Annotated in this window: 21 protein-coding genes and 1 tRNA gene; 11 read left to right on the plus strand and 11 right to left on the minus strand. The window is 43.9% G+C overall.

Annotated elements, in window-relative coordinates:
• Positions 1 to 3 precede the first annotated feature (3 nt).
• The 3 genes from M917_RS02500 to M917_RS02510 all read left to right on the plus strand — a co-directional run bounded on the left by M917_RS02500 (position 4) and on the right by M917_RS02510 (position 4,287).
• Positions 4 to 795: an arylesterase gene (locus M917_RS02500; RefSeq protein ID WP_040641764.1), complete on the plus strand. Its 792-nt coding sequence runs from the start codon at positions 4 to 6 to the stop codon at positions 793 to 795.
• A gap of 175 nt (positions 796 to 970) precedes the next feature.
• A complete protein-coding gene (locus tag M917_RS02505) occupies positions 971 to 1,687 on the plus strand; it encodes an ABC transporter ATP-binding protein (protein WP_021813180.1) in 717 nt (238 codons plus the stop codon).
• 29 nt (positions 1,688 to 1,716) lie between these two features.
• Positions 1,717 to 4,287: an ABC transporter permease gene (locus tag M917_RS02510; protein ID WP_051354209.1), complete on the plus strand. Its 2,571-nt coding sequence runs from the start codon at positions 1,717 to 1,719 to the stop codon at positions 4,285 to 4,287.
• A gap of 80 nt (positions 4,288 to 4,367) precedes the next feature.
• Here the strand turns inward: M917_RS02510 and M917_RS02515 are convergent, their stop codons facing one another.
• Positions 4,368 to 5,879 (minus strand): serine/threonine-protein kinase, encoded by a 1,512-nt coding sequence (locus M917_RS02515; RefSeq protein WP_021813182.1) that lies wholly within the window; start codon positions 5,877 to 5,879, stop codon positions 4,368 to 4,370.
• A 323-nt stretch (positions 5,880 to 6,202) separates the two neighbouring features.
• On the opposite strand from M917_RS02515, the gene M917_RS02520 reads away from it, so the two are divergent.
• Positions 6,203 to 7,522, plus strand: a complete 1,320-nt coding sequence (locus M917_RS02520) for a valine--pyruvate transaminase (RefSeq protein ID WP_021813183.1) — start codon at positions 6,203 to 6,205, stop codon at positions 7,520 to 7,522.
• 77 nt (positions 7,523 to 7,599) lie between these two features.
• Here the strand turns inward: M917_RS02520 and M917_RS02525 are convergent, their stop codons facing one another.
• The 4 genes from M917_RS02525 to hisB all read right to left on the minus strand — a co-directional run bounded on the left by M917_RS02525 (position 7,600) and on the right by hisB (position 10,855).
• Positions 7,600 to 8,511: a DJ-1/PfpI family protein gene (locus M917_RS02525; protein ID WP_021813184.1), complete on the minus strand. Its 912-nt coding sequence runs from the start codon at positions 8,509 to 8,511 to the stop codon at positions 7,600 to 7,602.
• A gap of 373 nt (positions 8,512 to 8,884) precedes the next feature.
• Complete coding sequence (locus M917_RS02530) at positions 8,885 to 9,259, minus strand: hypothetical protein (protein ID WP_040641728.1); 375 nt, start codon at positions 9,257 to 9,259, stop codon at positions 8,885 to 8,887.
• Between the two features lie 311 nt (positions 9,260 to 9,570).
• On the minus strand, positions 9,571 to 10,254 hold the full coding sequence (hisH, locus tag M917_RS02535) for an imidazole glycerol phosphate synthase subunit HisH (protein WP_084606128.1): 684 nt from the start codon (positions 10,252 to 10,254) through the stop codon (positions 9,571 to 9,573).
• Positions 10,208 to 10,855, minus strand: coding sequence for an imidazoleglycerol-phosphate dehydratase HisB (gene hisB, locus M917_RS02540; protein ID WP_021813186.1), 648 nt, complete (start codon positions 10,853 to 10,855; stop codon positions 10,208 to 10,210). Before hisB ends, hisH begins: the two co-directional genes overlap by 47 nt.
• Before the next feature lie 328 nt (positions 10,856 to 11,183).
• Here hisB and M917_RS02545 point away from each other — a divergent pair, with 328 nt between their 5' ends.
• The 4 genes from M917_RS02545 (at position 11,184) to M917_RS02560 (ending at position 13,458) form a co-directional block, all read left to right on the plus strand.
• Entirely contained in the window at positions 11,184 to 11,606 is a 423-nt protein-coding gene (locus M917_RS02545; protein WP_021813187.1) for a hypothetical protein, read from the plus strand.
• A 123-nt stretch (positions 11,607 to 11,729) separates the two neighbouring features.
• A tRNA-Phe gene (locus M917_RS02550) sits at positions 11,730 to 11,805 on the plus strand.
• A 317-nt stretch (positions 11,806 to 12,122) separates the two neighbouring features.
• A complete protein-coding gene (locus M917_RS02555) occupies positions 12,123 to 12,623 on the plus strand; it encodes a DUF4385 domain-containing protein (RefSeq protein WP_021813188.1) in 501 nt (166 codons plus the stop codon).
• A 154-nt stretch (positions 12,624 to 12,777) separates the two neighbouring features.
• The gene (locus M917_RS02560; protein WP_021813190.1) at positions 12,778 to 13,458 is read left to right on the plus strand and encodes a phosphoglycolate phosphatase; all 681 of its coding nucleotides are present in this window, start codon (positions 12,778 to 12,780) and stop codon (positions 13,456 to 13,458) included.
• Positions 13,459 to 13,506: 48 nt separating this feature from the next.
• Here the strand turns inward: M917_RS02560 and M917_RS02565 are convergent, their stop codons facing one another.
• Positions 13,507 to 15,078 carry a YifB family Mg chelatase-like AAA ATPase gene (locus M917_RS02565; protein WP_021813191.1) on the minus strand — a complete coding sequence of 524 codons (1,572 nt, stop codon included), beginning with the start codon at positions 15,076 to 15,078 and terminating at the stop codon, positions 13,507 to 13,509.
• 503 nt (positions 15,079 to 15,581) lie between these two features.
• Between M917_RS02565 and hemN the strand changes: the two genes are divergently transcribed.
• Complete coding sequence (hemN, locus tag M917_RS02570) at positions 15,582 to 17,045, plus strand: oxygen-independent coproporphyrinogen III oxidase (protein WP_152513950.1); 1,464 nt, start codon at positions 15,582 to 15,584, stop codon at positions 17,043 to 17,045.
• Between the two features lie 248 nt (positions 17,046 to 17,293).
• Here the strand turns inward: hemN and M917_RS02575 are convergent, their stop codons facing one another.
• The 5 genes from M917_RS02575 to M917_RS02595 all read right to left on the minus strand — a co-directional run bounded on the left by M917_RS02575 (position 17,294) and on the right by M917_RS02595 (position 21,986).
• Positions 17,294 to 18,670, minus strand: a complete 1,377-nt coding sequence (locus M917_RS02575; protein WP_021813193.1) for an esterase-like activity of phytase family protein — start codon at positions 18,668 to 18,670, stop codon at positions 17,294 to 17,296.
• A 193-nt stretch (positions 18,671 to 18,863) separates the two neighbouring features.
• Positions 18,864 to 19,745 carry an SPFH domain-containing protein gene (locus tag M917_RS02580; RefSeq protein ID WP_021813194.1) on the minus strand — a complete coding sequence of 294 codons (882 nt, stop codon included), beginning with the start codon at positions 19,743 to 19,745 and terminating at the stop codon, positions 18,864 to 18,866.
• Positions 19,746 to 19,837: 92 nt separating this feature from the next.
• The gene (locus M917_RS02585; protein WP_021813195.1) at positions 19,838 to 20,452 is read right to left on the minus strand and encodes an NfeD family protein; all 615 of its coding nucleotides are present in this window, start codon (positions 20,450 to 20,452) and stop codon (positions 19,838 to 19,840) included.
• A gap of 225 nt (positions 20,453 to 20,677) precedes the next feature.
• A complete protein-coding gene (locus tag M917_RS02590) occupies positions 20,678 to 21,226 on the minus strand; it encodes a porin family protein (RefSeq protein ID WP_021813196.1) in 549 nt (182 codons plus the stop codon).
• A gap of 220 nt (positions 21,227 to 21,446) precedes the next feature.
• On the minus strand, positions 21,447 to 21,986 hold the full coding sequence (locus M917_RS02595) for a porin family protein (RefSeq protein ID WP_021813197.1): 540 nt from the start codon (positions 21,984 to 21,986) through the stop codon (positions 21,447 to 21,449).
• Between the two features lie 287 nt (positions 21,987 to 22,273).
• Between M917_RS02595 and M917_RS02600 the strand changes: the two genes are divergently transcribed.
• Positions 22,274 to 23,506 carry an 8-amino-7-oxononanoate synthase gene (locus tag M917_RS02600; RefSeq protein WP_021813198.1) on the plus strand — a complete coding sequence of 411 codons (1,233 nt, stop codon included), beginning with the start codon at positions 22,274 to 22,276 and terminating at the stop codon, positions 23,504 to 23,506.
• A gap of 210 nt (positions 23,507 to 23,716) precedes the next feature.
• The gene (locus M917_RS02605) at positions 23,717 to 24,538 is read left to right on the plus strand and encodes a methyltransferase domain-containing protein (protein ID WP_021813199.1); all 822 of its coding nucleotides are present in this window, start codon (positions 23,717 to 23,719) and stop codon (positions 24,536 to 24,538) included.
• The last annotated feature ends 66 nt before the right edge of the window (positions 24,539 to 24,604 follow it).

A 24,604-nucleotide genomic window follows, 5' to 3' on the forward strand; every position in this document is an offset into this window, starting at 1 on the left:
ATGATTATGAATGTATCTTCTCGTTTCGCTCGCCGCTTACCAATAGTGGCTATTGTGGCCGTCGTCATGGCTATTAGCGGTTGCCAAAAAAACTCTGAATCCGCTGATACGCAAAATACAGATATCCAAACAACAAATACCCAAGCCACGACCAATCCAGTCACCACTGAACCCACGGCACCAGTCAACCAACCCGTTGATTCATCAATTACCGTATTGGCACTTGGAGACTCTCTGACAGAAGGTCTTGGCGTAGCCAATGATGCCCACTATCCTGCTCAGTTAGAAACACGTTTACAAGAGCTGGGCTATAAAGATGCCAAAGTCATCAACTCAGGTTTGAGTGGAGAAACCAGTACGGGCTTGGTCAATCGTTTGGACTGGGTACTGCAAACCAAGCCCGATGTGACGATTTTGACCATTGGTGCCAATGATGCGATGCGTGGTATCGATGTGGCGATTGTTGAGGCAAATATCCGTACCGCTATTGAACGCTTGCAAGACAATGGTAGCGAAGTCATTTTGGGCGGTATGCAAATTTATGACAACCTTGGCTCTGACTACGTGCAGTCTTTTGCAGCGATTTATCCTCGCATCGCTGAAGACATGGATGTGACGCTCATTCCTTTCTTTTTAGCAGGCGTGGGCGGTGATCCCGAACTGAACCAAGCGGACGCCATTCATCCAACTAAAGAAGGCTATACGGTCATCGTCAATGACAATATCTTGCCCATCTTAGAACCGACGCTCGAAAACTTAAAAACAGCTGATACAAATACAGTCAATACTAAATAAAATGCACACACGACATTATAACGAGAAACTGGTACAAATTTTTCTTGCTTGCTGTGCCGTTGCTGCCAGAGGCTACCAAAAATTTACCCCAGTCTCTCGAACCCTTTCTATATTGACCTAACTGCACAGCCCCTAATGAGCCAGCCACAAAAAATACGCCTACTGAGACCCTGTAATGACTTTATTAAACACTACTAAAGCCGCCAAACCGACATCAGACACCAAAAGTGACGCCTTACTGACCGCCTCAAAACTCACAAAAACCGTGCAAGTCGGCGAACAAACCCTCTCTATTATTAAAGATGTGGACATATATGTGAACGCTGGCGAGTTTGTCGTCATCATGGGTAAATCGGGCTCTGGTAAATCGACCCTTTTGGGACTGCTTGCGGCACTCGATTATCCTGATAGTGGCTCAGTTGAGCTGGCAGGGCAAACGTTAAGCAGTCTTGATGAAGATGCGCTGGCCGTCATCCGTCAACGTGACATGGGCTTTGTGTTTCAATCGTTTCATTTATTGCCGACATTGACAGTGGCGGAAAACATTGCCTTCCCACTCGATATTGCCAGACGTCCCAATAAGGAACGTGTGACTGAATTGATTGACGCGGTCGATTTGGGTCACAGACGTGACAGTTTGCCCAATCAATTGTCAGGCGGTGAGCAGCAGCGTACAGCCGTTGCCCGTGCGCTGGTTTCACACCCAAAAATTGTCTTTGCGGATGAGCCAACGGGCAATCTAGATGAACAAAATGCCAATCAAGTCATGCAACTGTTATTGGATTTACGCCAACAAGTCGGTTCGGCATTGGTCGTCGTAACCCATGATCCCGCGCTTGCCGAGATGGCAGATCGCGTCATCACCATGCATGATGGACGGGTTGTATCTTAATGAATAACCAACCAATAGATCACCAAGCCATGGACAGTCGCTCTGATTCTATCATCAGCCAAGTATTAGCGCGTCACTTGGGCGCACAAGCCCTAAGCCGCAGCTGGTGGCAACGCTGGATATATCCCGTGTTGTTTTTATTAACGCTGACGTTATCGCTTGCCACTTATCTCACCCTTGATTCTATTCAGCAGTCTGTTGATCGTTATATCAATGACAATCAGCGGGCGCTGGTCGGTGGTGATTTGATATTAAACAGTCAGCAAGACTGGCCAAGCGAGGTATTGGCACAAGTAGACACCATCGCTGATACCCAAAAGGTGTTTGATTACCAATTTAGCGCAATGGTTGTAACCGATGAGCAGACTTTACTTGCTCGTGTCAAAGCGGTCTCTCCTTCTTATCCACTATACGGAAAAGTAGAACTAGCCTCAGGGCTGCCTTTATGGCAAAAACTCACGTCTGACGATGTGGTCGTCGCACCAGAAGTCCTGAAAAGCTTAAACGCGAGCATTGGTGACCGTATTACCATTGGTGAGGGGCAGTTTACCATCAGTGATGTGCTGACGACCGAGCCTGATCGCCCACTGACCGCATTTGGTTTTGGTGGTCGGGTGTTAATGCAACAAGATGCCTTGGCTGCCACCAATTTATTGGGTCAACGTAGCCGCATAAACTACCGTATCGAGATGGCAGGTGAGCCTGAACTCATGACGCAGCAGCGTGATGCGCTGACGCAAATACTGACCAATTATCCTGACATTGAGCTGTCTGACGCGGAATCGGCAGATACCTCTATCTCAAATATCTCAGACAATGTGTTGATGTTTTTAAAGCTATTGGTCATTGCCGTGCTTTTATTATCAGCGGTCGCGATGTACGGTGTCATCACGGCTTTCGTGACCAAGCAGCAATCCAGCAATGCGATTCGCTTGGCGTTGGGCGAGCCTCTAGCGTCACTCAAACGCAGCTACTATCAACTACTGGTCGCCACGGCTGTCATCGCTTGTGTTGCGGCGATTGTCCTAAGTTTTGGCTTGCTCAAAGTCGGCCAGCCGTATCTGATCGCTATCTTGCCGCCAGACGTGGGCCTCGCCATCAATCCTATCAGTGCGATTAAAACTACTGTTATCGCTTTAGTGCTGACGCTACTGATCGCCCAGCGCGGTTTAAGTACCCTTAACACCACCAAGCCTGCCACCTTGCTCAATCAAGGTGTCAGCTCGCCTGCGCAAAACCTGAAATGGTATCGACGCGTACCGTTATTATGGTATGGGCTAATGCTGGTAGGACTGTATGCGTTTTTTGCTTATGAAGTTGGCTCATGGCTACTGGGCGCGCAGTTGCTAATAGGATTAATTGGTTTTGTGGCGATATTTTGGGCATTGGCTCGTGGTTGGTTGTGGCTACTTGCCAAGCTCGCCAAACGCTCTGGTATTGGCTGGATGCAGCGTATTGCTATTCATAACCTTGCCCGCAAAGGCAATCAGTCTGCGCTGTTTTTTGTGACGTTATCATTATCGGTCGCTGTGCTTACGCTAATTACTACGCTCAATCACAGTATCAATGCCCAGTTCATTAACGCGTATCCTGAAGATGCGCCCAATTTATTTTTGTTAGACATCCAAAGCGACCAACATGACGAGATCAATAACTTAATCGGTGCGCCCGTGAGCTACTATCCGGTGATTCGCTCACGGGTTATTACTGCCAATGATGTACCGGTACAAGATATTGAGCCTGAGGATGGTTTTGATGAACCCACGCGTGTCTTTAATCTCAGCTATGCCGATACGGTGATGGACACTGAGTTCATTGTAGATGCCATAGAAGGCGATCAGCTTTACGCGCCTATTGATAATCAAAGTGAGCAAACCCAAGACGTCGTACCTTTGTCTATTTTGGACACAGCCGCCACTCTATTGAATGTTGATATGGGCGATCAGGTTCGTTTTGATATTCAAGGTATCGAAATCGTTGGGCAGATTACCAGTATTCGCTCGCGTTTTGAGCAAGGCCCCAGCCCCTACTTTTACTTCTTATTTGAGCCAGCGGTGTTGGCGGCAGCTCCGCAGATTCAATTTGCCACTGCGCATGTGCCCGCCGATGAGATTCCAGAGATACAGGGCAAGCTGGTACGGGAATTCCCTGCCGTCACGACTATTGATGGTACAGCCATCGCTCAGCAAATCCAAGAATTGGTGGTACAAATGAGCCGCTTGGTCTATGTCTTTACCCTACTCGCCCTACTGACTGGCGTGATGGTATTAATCAGCTCATTGCTATCTACCTCGCAAGATCGCATGAAGGAAAGCGCGTCGTTCCGCTTACTGGGTATGCAAAAGCGCGACTTGTATATGCTCAATATCTTAGAGCTGAGTGTGCTGGGTATTAGCGCGGCTGTGTTTGCGGTCATTATCGCAAACGTGGGTGCGTGGGCTGCTATCACTCAATGGTTTAATCTACAATTTAGTGTGCCATGGATGAGCTTGGGTATTGGCGGTGCGGCATTGATTATTTTACTGCTTGCCATTGCCATTATTTATGTGAGATTGGTGATTGGGCGTGGGATTATGGCTAGGGTACGGGCGATGATTTAGGCGTATGGGATTTTGGCATTTTACTAAAAACCCCCTACTAAGGGGGGTTATTAATTTACTACTATTTAGAATCAGGAGACTTAGAAGCCATCTGCAATTAAATCTATTAAGTCTGTTCTTTCTATGGCTTCAACGTCCATTTTATATATACAACTCTCATCTATAAGATAAATGGAAAGTCTCAGCCCCTTACGATCGAGTGCAAAAGGCTCAGCTTGGTTACTATTGAGTGTCGAAACTAAATTAGTGTTTCTCAATATATACCAGTCTCCATACTCATCATCTTCAGACTGCACCAAAAGTAAATTAAAACCCCTGCTATCAGAGAAATTGACCGCCCCCCATGCTAATATTTTTTTACCCCGAAGCTTAGGCGTGAGAGATTTTGATATATTTAAATTAGAAGAACTCACAACTCTAAATTGTTTTAGTAAGCTTGGAGATAATTCATCAGATTGATCTATTACACTGAGCCAGATACCTACTTTCTTTCCATCAAATGAAAAAGTTATGTCATGTATTTTATCAGCTAGATTATAGATAAGTTCGGCTGACTCAGAACGAGCTACCGTTTTATTCAATTGAGTCATCAAATCTTTCAAAGGAGTTCTTATTACTTTTTCAAATTGATAGCCTACAATACCTTCTCTTCTAAGTAATTCATTGTCTTTTAGAGTATTCTGAGACTCTATTCCCTTTATCTCTAAGTCTTTTGATAGCTTTTTATCTAAAAGCCTATTCACCGAATTTCTATAACTGGCCTTATTATTATCGGTCGCAACATTTAGTTCCTTTCTGACTTCACTCCAGTTTTGATAACGATCTTTAGGTCTTTTTTCGATAAGTTTATTGATAACGTCAGCTACTTTAGGAGATATTTTATTATTTACCTTATTCAAAGCCTTTGGCACAGTCATAAGATGCGCCGTCTCCCAATCTTTAGGGTTTCCAAGAGCATGCTCTCTTCCCGCGATCTGGAAAAATACCAAACCAATTGAATACATGTCCATTTGGATTGTATTTTTTTCAAATTTATAAGCTTCTGGTGCTATGTAAGGTTCAGTACCCCATCCTTTGAATGTCTTAGAGCGTGTTTTATCTTGTACAATTTTCGCTAAACCGAAGTCAGCAATCTTAAAAACTCCATTATCAATAAATATATTATCTGGCTTAATATCTCTATGAACTAAGACCTGATTAATTGCTTCCATTCCATCAATAATTTGGTGAAAAATGTTCAAGCAAAGCTGTTCGTCCAACATTTTTTTTTGCACATTCAGGAAATCTTGTAGAGATCCATCTTCCGCCAAATCCATAATAATGTATGGGGTTTTAGAAACTGACCCATTATCAAACCCTCTGTAACTTATAACATTTTTATGTCTGATACTTTGAGCAAGTTCCCACTCATTAATGAGAGAACGATAAGTGTCAGTATCTTCCAAACAATACTGTAAAGTTTTCAAAGCATACTTCTTCGTTCCATTTTTTTCTTTAATAAGAAAGACATGCCCTATTCCACCTTGTCCTAAGAAGCTAGAAACGGTGTAATCATCATTGTTGAAATGTACTATATCGCTAATATCAAGCATTTCAATCCTTAAAGTTCAGTCGATTTAGCTTTACAAAATTTGAAGTAGAAACTACTAAGAAATTGCTGTCTATATTGAAATTTTACCATGAGTGTCTACAGGGTTATAGCTGACTTACTCATCTCAAGATGAATTTGAATTCTACAAACTCAATTTATTTTAGAAGCTCCTTCTATTCACATAGAGGGCGTTTTTTACTTCCCATGCCGTATTACCCTATAAACCAATATCAACACCACTACGTGCTCACCTCATCCCCGCCATTTGCTATACTAGCCCCACTTTATCACTCACATAACCTTTCAAACACTCACGGTAACCGCATGAAATTTTCAAAGTTTGGTCAAAAATTTACCCAGCCCACTGGCATCTCACAATTGATGGACGATCTGGGTGACGCGCTAAAAAGCGATCAGCCAGTCAACATGCTGGGCGGTGGTAATCCTGCCAAAATTGATGCCGTCAATGAGTTGTTTTTGGAGACGTATAAGGCGCTGGGCAACGATAATGATACAGGTGAAGCCAATAGTAGCGCGATTATCAGTATGGCGAACTACTCCAATCCGCAAGGGGATGCAGGCTTTATCGATGCCTTGGTTGGCTTCTTTAACCGTCATTATGATTGGAACCTCACCTCAGAAAACATCGCTCTGACCAATGGCTCGCAGAATGCGTTTTTCTATTTGTTTAATCTATTTGGCGGTGCATTCACAAACGAGCAGAACCAGTCTGTCGACAAGTCCATTCTACTGCCATTGACCCCTGAGTATATTGGCTATAGTGATGTGCATGTCGAAGGGAAGCATTTCGCAGCTGTATTGCCGCATATCGATGAAGTGACGCATGAGGGCGAAGAAGGTTTCTTTAAGTATCGTGTGGATTTTGAGGCGTTGGAGAACTTGCCAGCGTTAAAAGAGGGTCGCATCGGTGCGATTTGCTGCTCGCGTCCGACCAACCCTACGGGCAACGTCTTAACCGATGACGAAATGGCGCATTTGGCCGAGATTGCCAAGCGTTATGAGATACCGCTAATCATCGATAACGCCTACGGTATGCCCTTCCCTAATATCATTTATTCAGACGCGCAATTAAGTTGGGATAACAATACGATTCTTTGCTTTAGCCTGTCTAAAATTGGCTTGCCCGGTATGCGTACCGGCATTATCGTGGCCGATGCTAAAGTCATCGAAGCAGTCAGCGCGATGAATGCGGTGGTCAATCTAGCACCGACGCGCTTTGGCGCAGCGATTGCCACGCCATTAGTTAACGATGACCGTATCAAGCAGTTAGCTGACAATGAGATTAAACCCTTTTATCAAAAGCAAGCCACGTTAGCAGTAAAGCTTTTAAAAGATGCTTTGGGTGATTATCCATTGATGATTCATAAGCCTGAAGGCGCGATATTCTTATGGTTGTGGTTTAAAGACTTGCCGATTAGTACGCTTGAGCTATACGAGCGCCTCAAAGAAAAAGGCACGTTGATTGTGCCAAGTGAGTACTTCTTCCCCGGTGTCGATGTCAGTGATTATCAGCACGCCCATGAGTGCATTCGTATGAGTATCGCCGCTGACGAGCAGACGCTGACTGATGGTATTAGAGTGATTGGTGAGGTGGTACGGGAGTTGTATGATAGCGCCAAGTAAAAATCATTAATCATAAAGATAAAAAACGGACTGATTAATAGTCCGTTTTTTATTTAAATTAAGAATCTATAGGCCTTTTAGCTAAGCGCTTTTAGCAATTCATTAGCGCTAAGCTTACCAAACTCATTGGCAGCCAAAGGTCCATCTCCTGAGATGAGCTTTCTATCTTGATGCGTCTGTCCTGACGCCAGTTTATTGTCAATAGTGACGCCCAACTCTTCTAATTTGTCGCCAAAATACCAAGGCATCGTACCGGGCAAATAGCCGATTTTTGGCATCTGCTTGTCCATAACAGTCGGGAATGCCACCATCTTATATCCTTTGAAAATAAAGTCGCGCTCAGACTTAGCGTCTTTATTTGTCGTATCAAAATCGCCTAAGTTAGCCGCCAATAAAGCAGCAGGTCCATGACAAATCGCTAAGACAAATAAGTCATTGTCATAGCCCCAACGTAGTAATTTACCGAGACTCTTATCCTCAGGCAAACCCAGCATCGCGCCATGACCACCTGGGACAAATATTGCCGCATAGTCATCGCTATCAGCCATGTCGTTTTTGACAAAGTCAGTGATACTTTTTGGATTCTCAAGCTTTAACTGATACTCAGCGTATATTTGCTTGACGTCGTCATCTTCTTCTGGCATCGCCCATTGCTCGACTTGGACAGATTTCCCCGTTGGCGTAAAGACGTCCACATCGAAGCCTGCTTTTTTAAAATGCAACAAAGGCAACATCATCTCCACAGGGTGATTGCCGGTATCAAACTTTTTACCGTTTTCCATGGTCATGTATTGCTCCTCGGTACAGACCATCAGGATTTTTTTGTTGCCTGTATACGGCATATCGTATTTAGTATGATCATAGTTGGTTTTGCTCGGCGCTGCCAATTTCAGCGATGACTTGGAAGGAATATATATTCCCGCTTCGGTTTCTTGTGATTGCAAGCCTAACGTGTCTTTTACAGTGTCTAGTATGTCTTGAATATTCATAGTGCTTCCTATTTATTATTAGTTATGGGGAACTGATAGCTATTTAGGGGATACATCAATGTCGCTACCTTTGATTTTAAGATAACAAACTGAGGAAGCGTTAAACAGACAAGACTTTTTATATTTCGTAAGCTTTGTAAACGCAAGTTGCTAATCTGCTAAGCTGTCAAATGACAAGAGCGACTTAGGCATAAACTATGTTAGAAGTCGTTTGTGTGAGTTTTCGTGTAGGGGGTCGTATACAAGCATCGCTGCTAATGGGAAAACGCTGATTGATGGTATCAAAGGGATTGGTGAAATGGTGCGTGCACTGTATGATGAAACTCAAAGCATGTCATTATAAACTCAAGCGAACAAACAAAAAGCGGACTCATTAATAGTCCGTTTTTTGTTTGCGTCTGGTCACTGACCGAGATTGATTTGTTGGATGAAATATTCTTGTCCATCTCATCAAAGCGTAAAGCGCATAGGGCCAAAAGCAGGTGTTGAGAATATCATGGATACTCTCACCCCACCGCACTCCTATACCTGTTCGGATATTATAACGTATGTCTAGTACCTCACCAGCGATGGCAACACCAGTGGCAATAATCAAGGCGATTAACTGTCTGGTAGACTGCGTTTTAAAAATGGGACGCAATATCATCAATGACACTAGATATGCGGCTATACCTACATAAATATGCAGCGCATCTCGTTCAAGTCCCGTCGCTTCGATAATATTGATTTTTAAGCTATAAAAATCCACTGATGTCTTCCAAATTTGGGGTAGCGTAGCGTAGCCTAACTCATAAGTATGATGCTGAATAGCATTGTTTGGTGGAATATCTGATAAAAGTATTGCTGGTTAGTTTGATGGGCTTTTTAGTTCTAAGCGAGGAAATAAGGAAGCACTGCTAATTCCTTGCGCAAGGAATTAGCACTTCCGTAAATTCTGCCGCGGTATCCCACTTGACTAAGCGAGTGGCGAAAGCTTGGTCTTGAGGTGAGGACGCGATAGCAGGCGATAAACCAAACCGTAGTGATCGCCTCGCAGATACAAGAGTAAGGCGGAAGTAGCTACACATCCCACTCGACGAAGTTTTTTAACAACTGCAAGCCAGCAATATGGCTTTTTTCAGGATGGAACTGGGTGGCAAATAGGTTGTCTTGCACAATACTGGCGCAAAACGGCTGTCCATAATCACAGATGGCAGCGACTTGCGCGCTATCGGCAGGCTCACAATAATAGCTGTGCACAAAATAAAAATGCGCGTTTTCTTCAATACCATTCCACAATGGATGAGCAAAATCCATACCGCTGATGGTATTCCAGCCCATGTGCGGTACTTTGATGGTAGCGCCTTGCTCATCCGTCCACGCGGGATCAAACGCTGCTACCGTGCCCTTCAAAATACCAAGGCAATCTGTACCGCCGTTTTCCGCTGAGCGCTCAAATAACGCTTGCATACCGACACAGATGGCCATGACAGGCTTGTTGAATATTGCTTGCCGTATCACCTCATCAATGCCCGCTTCGTGCATACCAGCGATACAGTCGCGCATGGCACCGACACCCGGAAATACGATCTTGTCCGCCGCCGCTACCACTCTTGGGTCGTTGGTTATAGCAACTTCCGCTCCTACCACCGATAGTGCTTTACTGGCAGAGTGCAAATTACCCATACCATAATCTAATAGTGCAATTTTGGTCACTTTAGAACGCCTCTTTCGTCGATGGCAGGGTGTTAAGCGCACGCTCATCATACTCACAAGCCATACGCAGCGCACGCGCAAAGGCCTTAAAGGTTGACTCGATTTGGTGATGGCTGTTTTTGCCTTTGAGATTGTCCAAATGCACCGTCATCCATGAGTGATTAACAAAGCCATAAAAGAACTCGCTAAACAAATCGACATCGAAGCGGCCCACATGCGAGCGCGTAAATGGAATGTCCATATGCAAACCCGGACGCCCTGACAGATCCACAACGGCACGGGTCAATGCTTCATCGAGTGGTGCATAGAAATGCCCGTAGCGACGGATGCCTTTTTTGTCGCCCAATGCTTTGTTAAATGCTTGCCCAAGCGTAATACCAGTATCTTCGACGCTATGGTGATCATCAATAAACGTATCACCAGTACATTTGATGTCTAAGTCAAACAAACCGTGACGCTTAATTTGATCGATCATATGATCCAAAAATGGTACGCCAGTGTCTACAACGCCTTTACCCGTACCATCAAGGTTCACGGTACAAGTAATTTGCGTTTCAGCTGTATTGCGTTCCACAGTAGCCGTACGTGCGGGACGACCATATAGGTTTGGATTCGGTGAAGGATTTTGCTCAGAGGCATTGGCTGTCATAGCGATTCTCTATTAATAAAAAGCGGTCAATAAATAGGGCAAAAATATGCCCAAAATACTTTACTAGTGTCTGGGTCAGCAGCTAGCAAAAAATTTATTAGAAAATGATATATACAAAAGATATCAAGGTATTAGGGTTTATACGTACTAAGTATTATCTAGCCTCATCATAGCAAACCCTAACATTTACTGCCACGACCAAGCCGTAAACCACGCACAAATTTGTGTCATTCTGCTAAAATAGTGAATTCAGTTTAATCAATCATGACCGACACTATAACGTCACGCTATATTACTTTATAGAAACTGTCTGTTTATAGGAACTCTCATGCCTTTAGAAGCGATTGCCATCAATAGTTTGGACACACCACTGATTAAAAAGCCTGCTCGTGACAATGAGTTATCAGAGCGCTTACAGGCCTTGTATGATAGCGATGATGGGCAGCCTGATGGCACGACTGTGTTAAATCTCGTTGAGCAAGGCTTTAAACGGGGTCAATGCCTCTATGTCGGTATGTTCAACGACAAGCCGATTGCCGCGGTGGCCTGCTTTGATGACGGCCAAACCAACGCCAAACGTTTGCAATACCTCACTGTACATCCAGAGAATCGCAAACGCGCCATCGATGCCAAGTTCATTAAACTGGTCTATGATGCCGAAGTAAGAAAAGGTGTCCGTGAGTTTGTTCCTGTTGATGCCGATATTCATCGCATCATGAGCGAGTATGAGTTACTGCGCGTTAAAGATTAACTGCGGCATTCAAACCTTTGATTTCATCAATATCCGATTATTTATATGCTTTTGTCTCATATAATGAAAAAACAACTTGACAGCAGTGCGTATATTTAGTTTAATAGCGTCCTCAACGAAGACGGCTCGATAGCTCAGTCGGTAGAGCAACGGATTGAAAATCCGTGTGTCGGCAGTTCGAACCTGCCTCGAGCCACCATTTGTTGATAAAATTCTAAAAACCCTCAAATAGCGATATTTGAGGGTTTTTTTATGCTTTAATACTTTTATGCCTGAGTACATATAGTCGGTGAAAAGTAATATCGATACAACACGTACTGTTGGTGCAAATTTTTCTGGCTTGCTATGCCGTTGCTGCCAGAGGCTGCAAAAAATTTGCACCAACAGCACTATAGCGACTTAAAAGCATTTCAACTGTATCGTCTATAACCTTCACAGCTGAACAACATTTTTAGACTACTTTCTCAACCACTTAGCTCAGTATACTGAATAACCATACTCTTAACAGGTGATGTGATGAGAGAGTTTGATTACGATTTAGATTATAAAAACTTAGACTTACGTGAGCAGCCTGAACTATATCGTGTCGGTCGCGGTGAGCAGGGCGTGTTATTGGTAGAGCCTTACAAGTCTGAAATATTGCCGCACTGGCGCTTTGCGACGCCTGATATTGCCCGCGAGAGCAGCGAGACAATTTATCAAATGTTTTTAGACTATTTGGCAAGTAATGATTTTGTGGGCGCGGACATGGCGCGTAAATTCATCCAAATGGGTTATACCCGTGCCCGCCGCTATGCCAACCATAAAGGCGGTAAGAAATACAAAGGCGCTGTACCTGACGATAAAAAAGGTCAAAGCGGATCGCATGGACGCGAAGAATTGCCACGGCAAATCGAGGATCCAATCAAAGCTGAATCTGCTCGTATTTTTAAAGAAAAATGGGATATGTGCCGTGAAAATGAAACGTATTTAAAAATGAAAGCTGAACACCGTGAGCGTTACAAAGATATTGAGTAGCAGTGAAACTTATCAGTAAATAGTAAGTAGCAATCTGAAAAGTAAAAAATTGATAATGGCAGACGACAAAATAACGTGATTGAACATTTGCTGTGCTAAGGTTGTAAAAAATAACACTAACGTCCCAAAAAATTTATCACGTGGATAACCCATAATGACACTAGATAATAAGAAACTTTTGATTTTTGATTTTGATGGCACCTTGATCGACAGCGTACCCGATTTGGCGGACGCGGCTAATATTATGCTGAGTCAGCTAGGGAAACCCACTTATCCCATTGACACCATACAAGAATGGGTGGGCAATGGTGCCCGCATGTTGGTTGAGCGCGCACTGTCTGGTAACGTTGAAATCGACCCCAACCTATTAGATACAGAAGTGGAAGCGGCCGAGCGTTTATTTTTCGATGCGTATGCCGCCCACGACACGAGCAAGACTGCCGCTTATCCTGACGTGGATGATGGCTTGAAACAGTTAACAGACGCAGGTTTTACCCTAGCGTTAGTCACCAATAAGCCGATACGTTTTGTGCCAGATATTTTGGCGAGTTTAGGCTGGACATCATATTTTGCTATGGTTTTGGGCGGAGACAGTTTGCCTGTCAAAAAACCTGATCCTACGCCCCTACTTCATGTCTGTAAAACACTGAAATTTGATTCCTTGCAAACGCTTATGATTGGTGACTCGATCAATGACATCCAAGCTGGCAAGCGTGCCAATATCGATACGGTTGGTTTGTCTTATGGCTATAATTATGGCAAAGATATTCGTGAGAGCCAGCCTAACCAAGCTTTTGATAACTTTAAAGAACTGCTGGATTGGCTACTCGCATAAAATCATTAGCGTTTAAAAATTCTAAAAGCACTTTACCTGTAAGTGCTTTTATTTTCCGCGATAACTCAGTGCTTCCGACACGTGGGCGCTCGTGATATCAACACTCGCGGCAAGATCTGCAATCGTTCGCGCGACTCGCAATACTCGATGATAGCCGCGCGCAGATAAGTTTAGGCGTTGCTGAGCGAGCTGTAATAGTTGCTGCTCACCCTCCCCTAGCTGAATGTATTTATCAATCTCGCTAGGACTAAGCTCGTTATTTACTTTCTGTTGCCGCTTTAATTGATGTCTGTGGGCAGCAGCGACTCGAATCCGCACTTGCTCAGAAGTCTCTCCAGCCTGCGCGTTTTGCAAATCAGCAATAGGCAATGCTGGCACGGTTATGTGCAGGTCAATGCGATCAAGCAGCGGCCCTGATAGTTTATCCTGATAGCGTTTGATTTGCTCAGGTCGGCAGCGACACCGGCCTGATGTGTCGCCATCATAGCCACACGGGCAAGGATTCATCGCCGCAACCAATTGAAAGTTAGCTGGAAAGGTCATTTGTGAATTGGCACGGCTAATAGTAATTTGTTTGGCTTCTAATGGTTGGCGCAATACCTCTAACACGGTACGATCAAACTCTGGTAACTCATCAAGAAATAAAACTCCTTTATTGGCAAGGGTAATCTCGCCAGGTTTGGGTCGTGAGCCACCACCTACCAAAGCCACCGCTGATATGGTGTGATGAACTTGCCTAAATGGCCGTGTGCCATAATCATAATCGCTGTCAGCTACTGAATACGTGCTGGCAACTTCTAACGCATCCTCAGCACTCAAATCTGGCAAAATAGTCGGTAGTCGCGATGCCATTAGTGTCTTGCCAGAACCCGGCGGCCCTGTAAATAATAACGAATGACCACCCGCTGCGGCAATCTCCAACGCGCGTCTCGCATGATGTTGGCCTTTGACATCCGCTAAATCCACTTGATAACCAACCTGCGGTGGCGTGGGACTGGGCTGCACCACCTGCAAACGCGCATCCAAGCGCGCATCTAAGTCACTAGGATTGCTTAAAGATTGCAGATGATCACAAACGGCTTTTAGACTTGGTGCTGCTAGTATCGTTACGCCATCGACACGGCTGGCCTCGGCGCTATTATGAATTGGTACAATCAGTTGTGGCGGCTCGTTTTGCTCTTGACCCGCCTCCTCTGATGACGTTAAGGCTTTGGACGCTAATACTTCAGCTTTCATCGCTCGTGCTACGGCCAGACTACCCGTTACCTGCCTAAGTTCACCATTAAGCGCCAACTCTCCAATAAATTCAAACCCTGACAATACCTCTGGCTCAAGTTGCCCACTTGCCGCCAATATTCCAATGGCAATGGGCAAATCCAGACGAGCCCCATCTTTGGGCAAATCAGCGGGTGCTAAGTTAATCGTCAATCGCCGATTCGGAAATTGAAAACCAGAGTTAAGAATCGCGGAACGAACACGATCTTTACTTTCGCGGACGGCAGCTTCGGGCAAACCAACAATGGTCAATGCTGGTAAGCCTTGTGACAAATGCACTTCAATAATAACTTTGGGTGCATGCAAACCAACGACCGAACGAGTATAAACTTGAGCAAACGACATCACTGTTTCCTAATGTAGGGAATAAATGATGATAAAGTATTATCAATCAGCGCGCAAATGTCGTGTTTTATTATTTATGAGATATCAGTCCCTGCCTCATAAGAAAACAAGTCAACCACCCCACCGCTATCAAGGATTTGCTATACTATTGGTTATCTACTGAGCCGTTAGTAGAGTAGATTCAGCTATCAATATGACTCATCACCATTTATAAGTGATAAAACGGATATTGGCTTTGGCCTATTTAACCATGAATCACATAAGCCATATAGTGAGCTCAGTACAAAAACGAGTCAGCGGGACTGGAATGCTTATCTTTAAACAAGAAGTTTCGTAGCCTCTGTCTACGCAAGCACAGCAAGCAAAATTTATACCAGTTCAGCGTTGTAATATTTGGAATATAAGGTCGAAACGAGGAATGCCGCATGACAGACTATTCAGGACAAAACACCCAGCAGCCTTACAATCGTGCGGAAGAGCAACCGACTACCACGCGCCCTGTTATGCAGACAGAGAGTCCTTATGCCAGTATGCGCGGTAGTATCACGAGTAAACACCTTCCCGCCTTTGATGAAGCGATTATTAATAAATACAATCGTTCAGGGCCGCGCTATACCTCATACCCGACCGCTCTAGAGTTCATTCCAATTCCTGATAATCTTGAGACAAAAATTCTGCAAAATCGCGAAGCCCGTGCGCCGCTATCTCTGTATTTCCACATTCCATTTTGTCGTCATCTTTGTTATTACTGCGCTTGTAATAAAGTCATCACCAAAAAAAATAGCGACTCAGGAGATTATTTGCAATATCTCATCGCGGAGATTAAGCACAAACGTCGCTTGTTGTCCACGCCAGCAGACAGCAGCAAACCTTTGGTGAAACAGCTACATTTGGGCGGTGGTACACCTACGTTTTTGCGTGATGAAGAGATGGTTCAGTTGTGGGAGTTTTTGCAGACGCAGTTTGAATTTTTACCAGAAGACCAAGGCGATTACTCGATTGAAATTGATCCGCGCGAACTGAGTGGTGACACACTAAAGGTACTACGTCAGCTTGGTTTTAATCGAGTTAGCTTAGGGGTACAAGACTTGGATGAGAAGGTACAAATTGCCGTTAATCGAGTGCATTCAGTAGAATTGATCGAAAACGTCCTAAACGAAGCACGCGAATTGGGTTTTCATTCCATCAATATCGATCTGATTTATGGTCTGCCGCATCAAACGCCAGTGACCTTAGACAAAACAGTGCGCCGTATCATCGAGATGTCGCCCGATCGTCTGTCGGTGTTTAACTACGCCCATCTGCCAGAACGCTTTAAAGCCCAACGACAAATCAAGGATGAAGACTTACCAAGTCCAGCAGCTAAGCTTACGATGCTTGGCAACACCATCAATACACTGACGGAAGCAGGCTATCAATATATCGGTATTGATCATTTTGCCAAACCTGACGACGAGCTGTCTATCGCCCAGCGCGAAGGCAAGCTACATCGTAATTTTCAGGGTTATACCATCATGGGTGACTGTGATTTATTAGGTTTCGGCGTCTCCTCAATCAGTCAAATTGCCAATGCCAATACTCGCTATATCTTACAAAATGAGACTGATCTGCAAGCGTATCAAGCCAACATCGATGCCGCGCAAAGCAATCCTACGGTGATGCCTGCCGTAAAAGTCATCAAGACTTCTATCAAAGATCGCTTACGTGAATACGTCATTATGAATTTGCTCTGTCACGACTACATCGATTTTAAAGATGTAAATCAAAAATTTGGTATCGATGCGATCACGTATTTTATTGATGAGATTCAACAATTGGGTGAGATGCAGTCAGATCGCCTCATTGATATGGACGCCGCTGGTATCCGTGTCTTACCGAGAGGGCGCCTACTTGGTCGCAATGTGGCCATGGTGTTTGATGAATATCTTGATAAAAAACACAAAAACCGTTTTTCAAAAGCCATCTAAAGGGTTTGTCGGATATAGTCGATACCAAATAAAATAGATGCGTGATATTACGAGGCGAGACTGGTACAAATTTTTCTTGCTTGCTGTGCCTGCGCAGACAGAGGCTGCAAAAAATCCATCCCAGTCTCGCTGACTCTCTTTTATATTGACTTGACGATAGCTTAATCCGCAGCAGTAGAAAAGACCTCAAATGAGGTCTTTTTTTTATTCTACGATAAGGATCATCATTTATCATTAGGCCACCCATCTTATGCAGTGGGCATAACGATATACAGTCTATTGGCATCTTCTATCGTTTTTTCTTTATCCAGATATTTTTGTTCAATGGTGCTTTTTGAATTTGTTATTTCCGTATCGGTCATCGCAAAATCGTCATCGTTAAGTAAGCCCAGTGAGCCATCTTGACGTAACCACAAGCCTTCAAGTTTATCATGAGGATAATTTAAGGTAGCAAGAACATCAACGACCAGCATTTTTTTCACGGGCTTGATGTCCATTTCTTCAAGTACTTGCCAGTTTCCTTCAGTTTCTACAATCATTTGCTCCAGCGTTCGACTGTTGATGGTTAACCCGACTATTTCTTCTTGTTTGATATTTTTAGTACCCAAAATAGTTTCAATATCAGTCGCTTGCGAAATATCTATTTTGTAAATCAGCTTTTGAGTAGACTGCTCTTGTAACGGAAATTTGCGATCATGTTCAATCAGATAAAATTCATGGTTACTAAGTGCAACGATACCCGAGGTCACATGTTGTGCCTTATCAAGACGATACAAATACTGTGCTATTTGACCAGAATTTAGGTCAATCGTCACAATACGAGTCAAACTAGACACACGTCCTGACTCATCAGGATTGTCCATGGAAGATTCCATAATGGCTACGAGTGTGGTTTGATCTGGCGTAATCGTTAACGCCTCCATGCCACGATTGGCACGACGCTTCGCAAACTCTGCCGGTAATAAAAGCGGCTTACCGTCAATAACCACATTATTACGCGCATCACTGGCAAAAGGATTGATACGTGCAATTTCTATCCCTTCAGCATCGTAATGTACGAGGTGTGGACCATACTCATCACTTATCCAAAAACTGCCATCGGTGAGCGCCGCCAGCCCTTCAGGATCCAAACCATTGATATCAGTTTTAATAGGATTGGTCACTTTATCAAACGGTAGCGTTGGATTCATCGTCATCGGCTGACCATTGACATCATAAGGAATTTCATTGGTACCGCCTAGAGTCTTTGGGTTTGGCAGTCCAGAGATAGGATTGCCATGACGGTCTTTCAGCACTATGTCTTTTATTTTGATGATTGTTCCATCTGTTTGTAACTCAAACAGCCCGATACATGGGACATAATGTGGTATTAAAAACTGCTTACCCTTACCTGCAATACCTTCAAAATCAGCATTAGGTCCACGATCGGTCAGTACATAGAATTGATTGCCATTGGTAGGATGGGCGGCGGCGTCTGAGCCGTAGCCGCCATTGCGAATCTCTAATTTTTGGTTAGGATAAGCAGCATTATTGTGCGTCGCATCAAGTACTTTATAAGGTAATGGGCTGCCTTGTGCAAATGCGTTTATATGGATAATGTCAGTACTTACAGGTTGCTGCGTCATTTCTATCTTCCTTAAATCGGTATTTTTATTATTAAGTAAAAACAATAGCCCCTACTAAAAAACCATAAGAGTAATCTCTAGCAAATCAAACTCAAAAAAATAGCCAGCGCGTAAAACGCTCACTGACTATTTTTGGAGATTAACTAACTTTAGATATTGAACGTACCGCTGTGAAGTACAGATACCCTATCTATTAGACTTTTAGCTTATCGCCAACCATACCTTTCACTGTACTTAGAATATCAGCAGGTAAGACCACCATTTTTGAGTTATCAGACTCAGCCAACTCACGAATCGCTTTAATATATTGCTCACCCAACAAATAAACAATCGGCATCTCTTCTGTGCCCATCGCATTAGTAATCAGGCGAATCGACTCTTCAGACCCGCGAGCAAGTACTACCTGTGCTTCAGCATCACGGCGTGAGGCCTCCAATCGACCGTCAGCTTCTAAGATGGCCGCTTGCTTTTGGCCATCAGCACGCGTCACTGTCGCACGGCGTTGACGTTCAGCGGCTGCCTGCTCTTCCATCGCCATCTGCATAGTCTGTGAGGGATTAATATCCTGAATCTCAACCGTTTTTAGGGTAATACCCCAATCTGCAATGTCTTCTGAGATAGCATGTTTGAGCAATGCTTTGATCTCGTCGCGACTGGATAAGGCGTTATCTAAATCCATCTCACCAATGATTGAACGCAATGACGTTTGTACTAAATTGCGGATACCATGCTCATAATCTTCAATACCGTAGACCGCTTTGTCTGGACGCATGATGTTGATATAAGCCACGGCATTAGCGATAATAACGACGTTATCACGGGTGATGACCTCTTGCGATGGGATATCTAATACGATGTCTTTTGTGGTGACTTTATAAGCGATTCTATCCACGAAAGGAATGATAATGCTAAATCCAGGCTCTAGTGTTTGCTGATATTTACCCAGTCGCTGCACGACCCACTTGTACCCTTGCGGGACAATACAAACACTCTTAAAGACGGTAAAAATCACCAATGCTGCCAATACCAGCATCACAATACCGACGCCATTTAAACTACTCAAGATGCTACCCATGTGATTCTCCTTGACCCTCGCTTTATTTGCTAGCGACGTGATTTATATCCTTTTTTGTCTTGATTTAAAAATCTTCGCTATGTCATAACGCTTCATTTGCTAGTGCCTGTCTCTTTGAGATCAGGTTTGTGCAAGCTCAGTCTATTCGCTTTAGATTTTTTGGTAGACATTTGGCTACTTGCAAGCATTTGGCTGTTGATCGTCGGTGTGATATTTGGCCTTATGGTTTTGGGTGCTTGGAGGCGCTGCGTGGGCGCAACCATCAGCTCATCGCCGACTACCTTTATCACTACCACGCGATCACCCGTCTCGACACTCACGCCTGCTGTACGGCATGGCCACTCATCTGCGCCCCAAATGGGTACGTTAAAGCGCACCATACCTGGGATGCCTTTTTGCGGTTTGACCACGATCATGCCCGTCTCACCGATAACTAGATTACTGCTTTGCGCCGCCTTTTTACGGTTTATGGATAGCGGCTTGATGTATTTGACCCAAGCAAACATAAACAAAACCGATAGCGTAAGCCAGATCAGTACCTGAAATAATAACGGAATGGGCAGCAACCACCCTAAGGCGGCAACAATCACGGCGGCTGCCCCAAACCAAAGGCTTGCAAAGGTCGGAATAAATATCTCAGCAATCATCAAGGAGAAGCCCAACACCAACCAATGCCAAGGTTCAATCATCCAAATAGTCTCAATCATTACTGTATACTCCTGTGCATTCCTACCTTTCAATGTAGCACAATTTGACAGCTAATATTGTCTTAAAAATCAATCATGTGTTGTTATTTATAGCTTGATGGCGCTAATAATATAAAAGTTATTAATACTAAAAAAAGCAAAAAAAACGAACCGCCGAAGCGATCGTTTTTTTTATTTCAATTGATTCAACTTTAAAAACATCAAAGCTAAAACCATCACTTTATATTAGAATTTGTAATGTGCGCCAACCGTTAAAAGAGTTACATCTTCAGCAACATAGTCATATTCAGCTTCAACGCTCATGTTAGGGTTAAAGTTATAACCTAGACCAATACCACCAGCGACACCGCTATCACTATTGCTCGAACTTCCAGAGTATCCCAGAATGTTACTTACAGAAACATCAATCTCAGCTTTAGCAAAGCCTAGTTTACCTTTGGCATATAGAGCAGTATTAGGGAACTGATAACGGTAAGTACCGTAAGCACCATAAGTTTTAAGATCATACTCAGCATTAACACCACTAAGACCTGTATCAACATCAGTATCATTGGAGCCTACATACTCAATTTCAGCACCAAAATTAGAATCGAAATTATAACCAGCATAAACACCATAAGCAGTAGGATCATCTAGCTCATCAACATCTACCATGAATTTACCAGCTTTAATACCAACGTACGGCTGACCTGTGTAATCCATTGCCGCTTGAGCACTTACACTCAATAGTGAACCGACTGTTAATGCAACCAAAGATTTTTGTAAAGTGTTCATGTGCTATCCTGTTGAACGAAACTAAAATGTAGTATATAAAAATCTCTTTCGAGACACGTAACTTTATCAAACTATTGTTTAATTCGTCATATTAACAGAATGGTTTCTATAATGCATGTATTTTTAATGGCAATTACATTATCTTTTCCTAATACGACACATAAAAAACGACCGCCGAAGCGATCGTTTTATACTACTCAATAATCTATCAATCAAGCACTTAGAACTTTAGCTGTGCACCAACCGTCATGAGGTCAGCATCACTACCTAGCATGTCATACTCAGCTTCAACGCTAAAGTCAGGGTTGACTGAATACCCAAGGCCTACACCGCCAGCGATATTAGTGTCGTCTTCTGAAAAAGAAACTCGGTTTACGCCAGATACGAAATCACCTTCTACTTCAGTTTTGGCTACACCTAGCTTACCTTTGGCATATAAACCAGTATTTGGGAAGGCATAACGATAGGTACCATAAGCGCCATACGTTTTCGCGTCAATATTTCCGCCTCTGTAGTCCGCGTCATCTGAACCAACGTATTCAGCTTCGATACCAAAGTTAGGATCAAAGTTGTAACCACCATATACGCCATAAGCGGTTGGATCATCAGCACCATCAACATCTAGGTCAAACTGACCAACTTTAACACCAGCGTATGGTTGACCAGTATAGCCATTGCCATAACCAACGGCTGCTTGAGCACTTACTGCGAGTAAAGAACCTGTTGCTAGGGCAAGTAGAGTTTTTTGTAAAGTTTTCATTATTAGCTCCTTAGAGGAAGTTTGGACAAACAAGTTATGTGTTTTATATTGGGCTTTTGGCCCTATCGCCTTGTTCGCTAACGATGAGTACATAGTAACAAAGTATTTCAAACACTCTGTCAGTGTTTGATGGCATGAGAGTTAAGATTTGCAAGTATTTATCAGTGTGTGGGTTACAAAGGCCTAGATATGAAACTTTCTGTTACATCTCTTGATTTTGTGCAATACTTCCTACTTATCATCACGCCACGTCTATATATTTAAAATATAATAAAGGACAAACCCACATGCCAGCGCCTATTTCTAAACGATTACAGGATGCCCTTGTGCAGCTAAAGGACAACCAACAATACCGTCAGTTACCAGATCTTGAGCATCAAGGGCGTTATGTCGTTAATAATGGCAAAACCTTATTGAATATTGCTAGTAATGACTATCTTGGGTTGAGCGGTGACACCGCACTGCAATATGAATTCTTTGAGCACATGCAGCAGTATCCCGCAGCACACTTGCCCAAAATGAGTGCTGCCTCATCGCGCCTTTTAACCGGGAACGACGCACAATTGCAATTGCTGGAGAATGAGTTAGAGCACTGGTATCGGCTGGCAGTGGGTGAGGGAAATAGCGCTACTACAAAGTCAGCATTGGTAATGAACAGCGGCTATCATGCCAATATCGGGATTTTACCAGCCCTCACTGCTTTGCCTGTCAAAACACTCATTTTGGCAGACAAGCTGGTACATGCCAGTATCATTGATGGTATTCGCTTGAGTCAAAATAAGTTATGTTCCTATCGGCGTTATCGTCATAATGATTATGAGCACCTGGCAACGTTATTGGCACAAGCTGAGGATAACGTTGAGCGCATTATTATTATTACCGAAAGTATCTTTAGTATGGATGGCGACTGCGCAGACTTACAGGCTTTGGTACGCTTAAAAGCATTGGACAGCCGTATCGAGCTATATGTGGATGAGGCGCACGCTGTGGGAGTCTTTGGCGATCAAGGCTGCGGACTGGCCGAAGAAACGCAGACACTTACTGATATTGATTATTTGGTGGGTACGTTTGGTAAAGCATTTGCATCAATCGGTGCGTATGTCTTATGCGATGAGACGGTCAAATCGTGGCTGATCAATCACATGCGTCCGCTTATCTTTAGTACCGCTTTACCACCGATCAATCATGCGTGGACGCGTTTTATTTTGGCAAAAATGCCGCAATTGCAGGCGCGTAGACAACATTTGGCTCAGGTCTCTCTACAGCTTAGCCAAGCCATCAGCCCCGTACATCGGGTCACATCGGGTCAGCAAGAGGCCGTCTATCAGTCACCCATTGTGCCTTATCTATTGGGGGATAATGCTCGAACCATTACCAAAGCAGAGCAGCTACAGGCAGCGGGGTTTTACGCCTTACCTATAAGGCCGCCGACCGTGCCTGCCAATACATCACGCATTCGACTGGTCATGAATGCCAGCATAAGCACGACAGATTGTCAGCGTTTGATCGCGCACTTATAATCAATCCTAAATAAAGTGGATACACGACATCATGACGCAGGACTGGTAAGAATTTTTCTTGCTTGCTGTGCCGTTGCTGCCAGAGGCTGCAAAAAAATATTCGCTGGCAGTAACATGGTCGAATTATCAAACACGCCCTATATAACTGAGAAAACCTGCTTTAACATTGTCTTAGCAAACACTCGTAATATTTTGGATTGAATAAACGTTATGGAACACCCCACCACACTAAATGATCTGAGCGCCCGAAAGCAGAGCATCGCCCGTCATTTCGCCAAAGCCAATGACTATGATCAGCATGCTCACATCCAGCAGCATATTTGTCAGTACTTGCTTACTCAGATTGCACATCAGCATCAAGATAGCGTGCTCGAAGTGGGTGCTGGCACTGGCCAGATGACCCAGTTGCTAGCGGCAAATCTACAAAGCAAACGCTGGATCATCAATGAACTCTGCGTGCAGCAAGCAAAAAACCTACAGTCTATATTGCCAATGGCGCAGCTGCGTATTGGTGATGCAGAAACGATAGATTTAGAGAACAACCACAGTCTGATTGTCAGTGCCAATGCGGTACAGTGGTTTGATGAGCCGTTACGTTTTATATCGCAGTCCTCAGCTCGGCTACAAGCGGGCGGCCAGCTGTTGTTCAGTACCTTTACACCTGATAATTTTTTGCAAATCAAAGCGCTTACTGGGCAAGGGCTGGCTTATCCAAGCGTTGCAGCATGGCGCTCAGCATTAAATGATGCCAAACTTGAGCAGATTCAGCTATCGACTCAGCGTTTCGATATACCGTTTGCACGGCCGTATGACGTACTAAAACACATGAAAATGACCGGCGTGTCAACCAACCAAACCCAACGGCGCAGTACAGCAGGTAATCAAGATACCGCCCCTTTTGTTTGGACAAAAGCGCGGTTGCAACAGTTTGAGCAGGCATATTGGCAACAGTTCTCAGGACAAGATAAAGAGGGACAACCCTGTGTCTATCTAACTTATGAAGTGCTTATCATTGATGCTTATCGGTCATAAAAACTATCAATTATAAAAACCATCAGCCATAAAAAAACGCACCTCGAAAGGTGCGTTTTTTGTCTT

Origin of the sequence: Psychrobacter aquaticus CMS 56 (assembly GCF_000471625.1) — a bacterium.
Classification (GTDB): domain Bacteria; phylum Pseudomonadota; class Gammaproteobacteria; order Pseudomonadales; family Moraxellaceae; genus Psychrobacter; species Psychrobacter aquaticus.

Excerpts from the sequence above, each read along its gene's own strand:
- M917_RS02505 (WP_021813180.1), top strand. The coding sequence starts at position 971 with ATGACTTTATTAAACACTACTAAAGCCGCCAAACCGACATCAGACACC.
- M917_RS02510 (WP_051354209.1), top strand. The coding sequence starts at position 1,717 with ATGGACAGTCGCTCTGATTCTATCATCAGCCAAGTATTAGCGCGTCAC.
- M917_RS02515 (WP_021813182.1), bottom strand. The coding sequence starts at position 5,879 with ATGCTTGATATTAGCGATATAGTACATTTCAACAATGATGATTACACC.
- M917_RS02520 (WP_021813183.1), top strand. The coding sequence starts at position 6,203 with ATGAAATTTTCAAAGTTTGGTCAAAAATTTACCCAGCCCACTGGCATC.
- M917_RS02525 (WP_021813184.1), bottom strand. The coding sequence starts at position 8,511 with ATGAATATTCAAGACATACTAGACACTGTAAAAGACACGTTAGGCTTG.
- hisH (WP_084606128.1), bottom strand. The coding sequence starts at position 10,254 with ATGAGCGTGCGCTTAACACCCTGCCATCGACGAAAGAGGCGTTCTAAA.
- hisB (WP_021813186.1), bottom strand. The coding sequence starts at position 10,855 with ATGACAGCCAATGCCTCTGAGCAAAATCCTTCACCGAATCCAAACCTA.
- M917_RS02545 (WP_021813187.1), top strand. The coding sequence starts at position 11,184 with ATGCCTTTAGAAGCGATTGCCATCAATAGTTTGGACACACCACTGATT.
- M917_RS02555 (WP_021813188.1), top strand. The coding sequence starts at position 12,123 with ATGAGAGAGTTTGATTACGATTTAGATTATAAAAACTTAGACTTACGT.
- M917_RS02560 (WP_021813190.1), top strand. The coding sequence starts at position 12,778 with ATGACACTAGATAATAAGAAACTTTTGATTTTTGATTTTGATGGCACC.
- M917_RS02565 (WP_021813191.1), bottom strand. The coding sequence starts at position 15,078 with ATGTCGTTTGCTCAAGTTTATACTCGTTCGGTCGTTGGTTTGCATGCA.
- hemN (WP_152513950.1), top strand. The coding sequence starts at position 15,582 with ATGCAGACAGAGAGTCCTTATGCCAGTATGCGCGGTAGTATCACGAGT.
- M917_RS02575 (WP_021813193.1), bottom strand. The coding sequence starts at position 18,670 with ATGACGCAGCAACCTGTAAGTACTGACATTATCCATATAAACGCATTT.
- M917_RS02580 (WP_021813194.1), bottom strand. The coding sequence starts at position 19,745 with ATGGGTAGCATCTTGAGTAGTTTAAATGGCGTCGGTATTGTGATGCTG.
- M917_RS02585 (WP_021813195.1), bottom strand. The coding sequence starts at position 20,452 with ATGATTGAGACTATTTGGATGATTGAACCTTGGCATTGGTTGGTGTTG.
- M917_RS02590 (WP_021813196.1), bottom strand. The coding sequence starts at position 21,226 with ATGAACACTTTACAAAAATCTTTGGTTGCATTAACAGTCGGTTCACTA.
- M917_RS02595 (WP_021813197.1), bottom strand. The coding sequence starts at position 21,986 with ATGAAAACTTTACAAAAAACTCTACTTGCCCTAGCAACAGGTTCTTTA.
- M917_RS02600 (WP_021813198.1), top strand. The coding sequence starts at position 22,274 with ATGCCAGCGCCTATTTCTAAACGATTACAGGATGCCCTTGTGCAGCTA.
- M917_RS02605 (WP_021813199.1), top strand. The coding sequence starts at position 23,717 with ATGGAACACCCCACCACACTAAATGATCTGAGCGCCCGAAAGCAGAGC.